The organism is Amycolatopsis sp. NPDC021455, from assembly GCF_040640995.1.
Classification (GTDB): Bacteria; Actinomycetota; Actinomycetes; order Mycobacteriales; family Pseudonocardiaceae; genus Amycolatopsis.
In genome coordinates this window covers 37,459-45,273 of sequence record NZ_JBFACT010000072.1, presented here as the reverse complement: position 1 = coordinate 45,273, position 7,815 = coordinate 37,459, and the positions used below count along the sequence as shown (strand labels likewise).

Genomic DNA, 7,815 nt, shown 5'->3' with positions numbered 1-7,815 from the left:
AAAACCGCTCCGTTTTATTTCGCTGTCGCGCGGGCGTTGTTGGGTGCCGCCCGGCGCGGCGTCGCCGCCCCCCCACACCACCACCCCCCCCCCTCGACTCTTGGATCACGCGTGTCGACCGTTCCGTCACGCCTGGCCGGCGACGCAGACCTCCGGCTGCGGGGCCGGGGCCGTGGCAGGGCGGGGGCGGCGGGACAGGACCAGCCCGCCGAGGGTGACCGCGGCCAGCAGGAAGCCCGCGCTCACCCCGTATGCCAGCCGGAAGCCGGACGCCAGGGCCTCGCGGTGGTCCACCCCGGCGAGGCTCGCCGTGCGGGAGGCGGCCACCGCGGCCAGCACTGCCGTACCCACCGCCGCGCCGACCTGCTGGGTCGTGTTGATCAGGCCGGACGCCACGCCGGCGTCCGCGGCCGGGACGTCCGCCATCGCCAGCCCCATCAGGGCCGGGATCGCCACGCCGGCGCCGAGTCCCATCAGGAGCAGCGGCGGCAGGATGCCGGCGAAATAGGAGTCCGAGGCGCGGGTGAGCAGCAGCAGGCCCACGATCACCAGGCCCAGCCCGGCCAGCAGCACCGCCCGCGGCCCGAACCGCGCGGTGATCTTGTCCGCGAAGCCGAGCGACGCCACCGCGATCACCAGCGGCACCGGCAGGAACGCGACGCCCGTGTTCAGCGCGTCGAGGCCCAGCACCTGCTGCAGGTACAACGCCGTGACGAACTGGAAGCCGAGCATCCCGGCGACCATCAGCACCATCACCACGTTCGCGCCCGCCACCGCGCGGATCCGGAACAGCCGCAGCGGCAGCAACGGCGTCCGGGCCTTCGCCTGCCGCACCACGAACGCGGCCAGCAGGACGGCCGCGGCGGCCAGCGCACTCCACACGGCGGCGGAGATCGCGTACACCCCGAGCATCACGGCCGCGGTGACCAGCAGCGCGCCGAGGACGTCCAGGCCCGCCCGCAGGCCCGTCCCGCGGTCCGGCGAGACCACCCGGACCGCCAGCAGCAGCGCGGCCACGCCGATCGGCAGGTTGACGTAGAACGTCCAGTGCCAGCTCAGCGCCTGGGTGAGCGCACCGCCCGCGATGAGCCCGATCGACGCGCCCGCCGCCTGCGTGAAGCTGTAGACGCCGATGGCGCGAGCCCGCGCCCGCGGCTCGGGGTACATCGTGACGATCATGCCCAGCACCACCGCCGACGCGAGCGCGCCGCCGATGCCCTGGACGAACCGTGCCACGACCAGGACGCCCGCGTCGGTCGCCAGGCCGCCGGCCAGCGACGCCGCGGTGAACAGGCTCAGCCCGCCGAGGAAGACGCGCCGGCGGCCGATCAGGTCGCCGAGGCGGCCGGAGATCAGGAGCAGGCCGCCGAAGGCGACCAGGTAGGCGGTGAAGACCCAGGACAGCCCGGCGGGCGTGAACCCGAGGTCGGCCTGGATGGCGGGCAGCGCCACCGCGACGATGCTGCTGTCCAGCACGACCATCAGCGAGGCGGCGCACAGCACCGCCAGCGCGAGGCCGCGGGAGCGGGTGGGGTGGTTCTCGGCCATGTCAGGCCCCTCCAGTCGAGATTCCCCTGGTCGTCGCCAGGGCACTTCTTGTAACGGTGCCCATCATGTGTGACCATGGCTGCGCCGGGAAGGAGGCACTTTCATGTCCCAGGGGAACATCGGTGTACCTGTCCAGGTCACCGAGATCGACCCGGAGAAACTCGACGTCTGCACTGTGCTGGAGGTCATCAACCGGATCAGCGGCAAGTGGGCGATCGGCATCCTCCTGGAGGCCATCCGGGGCCCGGTGCGCTTCACCGAGCTGGAGCGCTCGGTCGAGGGGATCAGCCGCCGGATGCTGACGCTGACCCTGCGCAACCTGGAGCGTGACGGCCTGCTCGTCCGCACGATCTACCCGACCGTCCCGCCGCGCGTGGAGTACGAGGCCACGGCGATGGCGAAGGAGCTGTACCAGTCGCTGAACGGCCTGCTCGGCTGGGCGGAGCAGCACCGCGACGACATCGCGACCGCACGCGCCGTCTACGACGCCCAGGCGGCCGGATAAAAACGTGGAACGGGCCGCGGTGCGAGGTCGGGGAGACTCGCACCGCGGCCCGCGGTGGCTCGTGCTCAGCGGGGGCGTGAGCACGAACGTCAGGGGGTCAGGCGGGGACCTTTTCGCCTTCCGGCTCGGTTTTCACCGGCTCGTGCTCGTCGAGCATGGTGGCTTCGTCGAACGGTTCCTCGCCGGCGAAGACCCGTTGCGCCTGCTCGCGGTCGAACTCCTTCGTCCAGTTTCCGATCAGGACGGTCGCGACGGCGTTGCCGGCGAAGTTCGTCAGCGCGCGGGCCTCCGACATGAACCGGTCGATGCCGAGGATGAAGCCGACGCCGTTGACGAGCTCGGGCCGGTGCGACTGCAGGCCGCTGGCGAGCACCGCGATGCCGGAGCCGCTGACACCCGCCGCGCCCTTCGAAGCGAGGATCATGAACAGCAGCAGGCCGATCTGCGAGCCGATCGACAGCGGCTCGTCCTGCGCGGAGGCGATGAACAGCGTCGCCATCGTCAGGTAGATCGCGGTGCCGTCGAGGTTGAACGAGTACCCGGTCGGCACGGTGATGCCGACGACCGACTTGCCGACCCCGAGGTGCTCCATCTTCGCGATCAGCCGCGGCAGCGCCGACTCCGACGACGACGTCGACAGGATCAGCAGGAACTCGCGGCGCAGGTAGTTGAGCAGCTTCAGGATGCTCACCCGCGCGCCGGCCCACAGCACGATGCCGAGGATGCCGAAGACGAACACCAGGCAGGTCAGGTAGAAGCCGATCATGATCACCGCGAGGCTCTTCAACGCGTTGACCCCGGTCGCGCCGACCACCGCGGCGATGGCGCCGAACGCGCCGATCGGGGCGGCCCACATGATCATCGCCAGAATCCGGAACACCAGCCGCTGGATGTGCTCGATGCCGCGCAGGATCGGCGCGCCCTTCGGGCCGAGCTTCTGCAGCGCGAACCCGACGAGCAGGGCGACCAGCAGCGTCTGCAGCACCTGGCCTTCGGTGAACGCCGAGACGAGCGTCTTCGGGATGATGCCGAGCACGAACTCCACCGGGCCGGCCGAGCCGGTCGCCGAGTCGTGCGCCTTCTTCACGTCGCCCGCGTTCAGGTGCAGCCCGGTGCCCGGGTGCAGCAGGTTGCCCACGATCAGGCCGATCGCCAGCGCGAACGTCGACATCGCGATGAAGTAGACGAGCGCCATCAGGCCGATCTTGCCGACCTTCGCCGCCTTCGCGACCGACCCGACGCCGATCACGATGGTGCAGAAGATGATCGGCGAGATCATCATCTTGATCAGGTTGACGAAGCCGTCGCCCAGCGGCTTGAGGCCCTTGGCGAAGCCGGGGAAGAGAAAGCCGACCGCGATCCCCAGCAGGACCGCGACGATCACGGCCAGGTAGAGGTAGCGGGTCTTGTCGCGGCGTTGCGGCGCCGCGTCGGGGGTCGGTGTAGGCACCGTTGCCTCCAGCTCGGGGGTGTTCAGGTTGCGGCACACTGTAGGCGCAGTTCGGTGATCCGGCTCACTTGTGTTCATTGAGTTCGTGTGATGATCGACCGTCCCGTTCGGACACCGGCGGGCGCGTGTGCTGGTATGAGGAGGTGCCCCCGACGTTGCGGTCCCACTGGAGCCTGGCGCGCCAGCTGCTCGTGCTGCAGCTCGCCGTGCTCTGCGTGCTGGCCGGTGCCGGGATCACGTTCGCCTGGATCGACGCGGGGCGCGCGGTCGAGCAGAACGCCGAGAACCAGGTGCGCGCGATCGCCCTCACGGTCGCCGACGCGCCCAGCGTCGTGGCGGCGGTGGGGACGCCGGACCCGACCGCGACGCTGCAGCCGCTGGCGCTGCGCGTGCAGTTCGACACCCAGGTCGACTTCGTCACGATCATGAGCCCGGCCGGGATCCGCTACACGCACCCGATCCCGGCGCTGATCGGGCAGCACTACATCGGCACCATCGACCAGGCACAGCGGGGTCAGGTCCACACCGAGACCTACACCGGCTCGCTCGGCCCGTCGGTGCGCACGATCGTGCCGGTGTTCGACGCCGGACACCGGGTGGTCGCACTCGTCGCGGTCGGGATCAAGGTCGACGCGATCTCGGCCGAGCTGCGCGAACGGCTGTGGCCGCTGTTCGGCGTCGCGGGCGCCGTCCTGCTGGTCGGCGCGCTCGGCGGCTGGCTGATCAGCGCCCGGCTCCGGCGCCAGACTCGCGGCGTCGCGCCGGACGAGCTGAGCAACCTGTTCGAGTACCACGAGGCCGTGCTGCACTCGGTCCGCGAGGGCGTGCTGCTCGTCGACCGGGACGGGCGGATCGGGCTCTGCAACGACGGCGCGCGGACGCTCCTCGGCCTCGACGCGGATCCCGTCGGGCGCGAGCTGGCTTCGCTGGGCCTGCCGGACGGGCTGGCCGAGGCGTTCACCTCCGCCGAGAACCGGGCCGAGGAACTGCACCTGACGGACTCGCGCGTGCTGCTGGTCAGCACGACCGCGGTCCGCTCGGGCGGCCGCGCGCAGGGCACGGTCGTCGTCCTGCGCGACCACACCGAGCTGCAGACGCTGACCGGGGAGCTGACCACCGCCCGCGGCCTCGCCGAGGCGCTGCGGTCGCAGGCGCACGAGGCGGCGAACCGGCTGCACACAGTCGTTTCCCTGGTCGAGATCGGCAAGCCCGAGCAGGCCGTCGAGTTCGCGACGGCCGAGCTCGCGCTGGCCCAGGAGCTGACCGACCGGGTCGTCGGCGCGGTCGCCGAGCCGGTGCTCGCCGCGCTGCTGCTGGGCAAGGCCGCCGAGGCGAGCGAACGCGGGGTCGAGCTGACGGTCACCCCGGACACGGTGATCGACGACGTCTCCCTGGGCATCCAGGCCCGCGACCTGGTGACCATCCTGGGCAACCTGATCGACAACGGCCTCGACGCGGCCGTGCGCGGCACCGGCCACCCCAAGGTCGTCGTCACCGCCCGCTCCGACGAGGGCGGGCTGCTGCTGCGCGTCGCCGACAACGGGCCCGGCGTCCCCGAGGACGCCGACGTCTTCCGCCGCGGCTGGTCGACGAAGGCGGGCGACGGACACGGCCTCGGGCTCGCGCTCGTCGGCCAGGCGGTGCGCCGCTACGGCGGTACGGTCGAGGTCGGACGGGACGGCGGCGCGGTGTTCACCGTCCGGCTGCCGCGGCAGGAGGCGGACCGGTGATCCGGGTGCTGGTGGTGGAGGACGAGCCGGTGGCCGCCGAGGCGCACCGCGTGTACGTCGAACGGCTCCCGGGCTTCTCGGTGGCGGGCGTCGTGCACTCGGGCGGCGAGGCCCTGCGGTTCTGCGAACGCGAGCCGGTCGACCTGGTCCTGCTGGACTTCTACCTGCCCGACACGCACGGGCTGGCGGTGTGCCGGTCGCTGCGCGCGGCCGGGCTGCCGATCGACGTCATCGCGGTGACGTCGGCGCGCGACCTCGGCCTGGTCAAGGCCGCGGTGTCGGTCGGCGTGGTGCAGTACCTCCTCAAGCCGTTCACGTTCGCGACGCTGCGGGAGAAACTGGAGCGCTACGCCGAGTTCCGCGACGCGTCCGGCGAGGTCACCGGCCAGGCGGAGATCGACCGCGCCCTCGGCGCCCTGCGCACGACCGAGCAGCCGCCACTGCCGAAGGGCATGAGCGTCCAGACGCTGGAGGCGATCACGGACGCGCTGTCCGGCGCGGCGGAGGGCCTTTCGGCGGGCGCGGCGGCGAGCGCGATCGGCGCGTCCCGCGTGACGGCCCGGCGGTACCTGGAGTACTTGGCGGACAACGGCATGGCCCACCGCGAGCCCCACTACGGCCAGGTCGGCCGGCCCGAGGTCTGGTACCGGCTGACTCGCGCGTGACGACCCGCGGACCCGACTTCCGGCGGGTTCCGGCGGCACACCCGGTGCGGTACACCGGGAAGATCGCCGACCAGGGGAGTGCCGCCATGCGGAAATGGGCCGGAGTCGTCGCTTTGCTGTTGTCGCTCGGGGCCGTCGCACCGGCGCACGCGGCGGAGCCCGCGGCCACCGTCACCGAAGTCCAGGTCACCGGGCCGGTCGCGCAGCGGTTCAACCTCGTCGTCCTCGGGGACGGGTACACCGCCGCCGAACAGCCGAAGTTCTTCGCCGACGTCCAGCGGCACGTCAACACCCTGTGGTCGCTCGAGCCGTTCAAGTCCTACCGCAGCTACTTCAACGTCTACGCCGTTTCCATCGCCTCGCCGGAGTCCGGTGTGGACTGTGATCCCGGGCTGGACGCACCGAAGCGGAACACCCCGCTGGACATGGGTTTCTGGGGCGGCTGCAACGCGCAGAGCGTGCAACGGCTGCTGACCGTCGACGACGCGGCCGCCCAGCGGTACGCCGACCTCGTGCCCGGCACGACCCCGGCGAACCGGCAGATCCTGGCGCTGGGCAACAGCTCCACCTACGGCGGCGCGGGCGGCGCCTACGCGACGGCGTCCGGCGGGAACGCCCTGTCCGCGCTGATCTCGCCGCACGAACTGGGCCACTCGCTCGGCGGCCTCGACGACGAGTACGACTACTACGCCCGCAATGTCCCGGGCGGCGCCTATGAGGGCGGCGAGCCGGACTCGATCCACCACACCCTGCTGACCGAGCCGCAGATGCGCGCTCAGCACGCGAAGTGGTGGCGCTGGCTCGGCGAGCCCAGCGAGGCCGGCGGCACGATCGGCCGCTTCGAAGGTGGGCTCTACACCCAGACCGGCGTCTGGCGGCCGAGCAGGCACTCGATGATGAAGACGCTCGGCTACCCGTTCGACCAGGTCGGCCGCGAACGGATGACGCAGCGGATCGCGGCGAAGGTCCCGCTGATCAGCGGCGGCACCCCGGCCGGGACGATCGGCGCCGACCGCGTGGTGTGGGTCCGCCCGATGCACCCGGTGGACCACCGCCTGGGCATCATGTGGACGCTGGACGGCAAGAGGCTGCCCGGCCGCGACGCGGTCGACCTGCGCACCGCGCACGTGAAGCCCGGCCGCCACACCCTGACGGCGACGGTGACCGACCCGACGCCGTTCGTCCGCGACCCGGCGGTCCGGCCGGCGGCGACCCGCACCTGGACGGTCGACACGGCGGTGGTCACGCCGCCCGCGGGCGGACCGGCGGTGGTGGCGTCGACGCCGACCTCGCAGCCCGTCGGCGGCCACGACGTGGTCTACGTCGAAACGGGCGAGCCGACCGGCTCGATCCCCGAGGTCCTGTGGATGCTCGACGGGCGGTTCGCCGGAACCGGCTCCGACTTCGCCCTGGACGCGTCCCGCGGCACGCACACGCTCACCGCGACGACCGGCGGCACGACCTTGACGTGGACGGTGGACGCGACAGGCCCGACGACCACCGCGGAGCTGCCCCCGGGCAACGTCTACCACGGTTCGTTCACCATGCGCCTGAAGTCTTCGGACGGAATGCCGGAGTTCCGCGTGGACGGCGACGGCTGGCACAAGTACTACGGCTGGCCGACGGACCCGAACGCACCGTACCTGTTCACCTCGCGCGGCACGGAGATCGACGGGCTGGCGTACGGCAACCTCGGCGACGGCGGCCTGACGGTGTCCCCGTTCTCGGAACGGAAGCCGGGCTACGGCGAGCACCGGATCGAGTACCGGTCCATCGACGCGGCGGGCAACGTGGGCCCGACGCGATCGGTCACGGTGACGCTGCTCCCGTAAATCGGTCGCCTGACGCGGCCGCGGACTTGTAGGGTCCGCGGCCATGGGAAGTTTGTGGATGTGCGCCTACGGGCGTAAGGCTCAG

Annotated in this window: 6 protein-coding genes; 4 read left to right on the top strand and 2 right to left on the bottom strand. The window is 71.8% G+C overall.

What is annotated here, in order from left to right:
* Window positions 1–126 precede the first annotated feature (126 nt).
* Complete coding sequence (locus AB0G28_RS41770) at window positions 127–1,548, bottom strand: DHA2 family efflux MFS transporter permease subunit (protein WP_361102965.1); 1,422 nt, start codon at window positions 1,546–1,548, stop codon at window positions 127–129.
* 103 nt (window positions 1,549–1,651) lie between these two features.
* On the opposite strand from AB0G28_RS41770, the gene AB0G28_RS41765 reads away from it, so the two are divergent.
* Entirely contained in the window at window positions 1,652–2,053 is a 402-nt protein-coding gene (locus AB0G28_RS41765) for a helix-turn-helix domain-containing protein (RefSeq protein WP_361102963.1), read from the top strand.
* A gap of 97 nt (window positions 2,054–2,150) precedes the next feature.
* Here the strand turns inward: AB0G28_RS41765 and AB0G28_RS41760 are convergent, their stop codons facing one another.
* A complete protein-coding gene (locus AB0G28_RS41760) occupies window positions 2,151–3,503 on the bottom strand; it encodes a cation:dicarboxylase symporter family transporter (protein ID WP_361102961.1) in 1,353 nt (450 codons plus the stop codon).
* Window positions 3,504–3,658: 155 nt separating this feature from the next.
* Between AB0G28_RS41760 and AB0G28_RS41755 the strand changes: the two genes are divergently transcribed.
* From AB0G28_RS41755 to AB0G28_RS41745, 3 genes are read left to right on the top strand one after another with little or no spacing between them, the layout of a single operon-like run.
* A complete protein-coding gene (locus AB0G28_RS41755) occupies window positions 3,659–5,233 on the top strand; it encodes a sensor histidine kinase (protein ID WP_361102959.1) in 1,575 nt (524 codons plus the stop codon).
* Window positions 5,230–5,898, top strand: coding sequence for a response regulator (locus AB0G28_RS41750; protein ID WP_361102957.1), 669 nt, complete (start codon window positions 5,230–5,232; stop codon window positions 5,896–5,898). The genes AB0G28_RS41755 and AB0G28_RS41750 overlap by 4 nt, the downstream gene beginning before the upstream one ends.
* The gene (locus tag AB0G28_RS41745; RefSeq protein WP_361102955.1) at window positions 5,895–7,730 is read left to right on the top strand and encodes a M64 family metallopeptidase; all 1,836 of its coding nucleotides are present in this window, start codon (window positions 5,895–5,897) and stop codon (window positions 7,728–7,730) included. The genes AB0G28_RS41750 and AB0G28_RS41745 overlap by 4 nt, the downstream gene beginning before the upstream one ends.
* Window positions 7,731–7,815: the final 85 nt, after the last annotated feature.

What these genes read in the sequence shown, in the direction of transcription:
- AB0G28_RS41765 (WP_361102963.1), top strand. Translation starts at nt 1,652, where the DNA reads ATGTCCCAGGGGAACATCGGTGTACCTGTCCAGGTCACCGAGATCGAC.
- AB0G28_RS41770 (WP_361102965.1), bottom strand. Translation starts at nt 1,548, where the DNA reads ATGGCCGAGAACCACCCCACCCGCTCCCGCGGCCTCGCGCTGGCGGTG.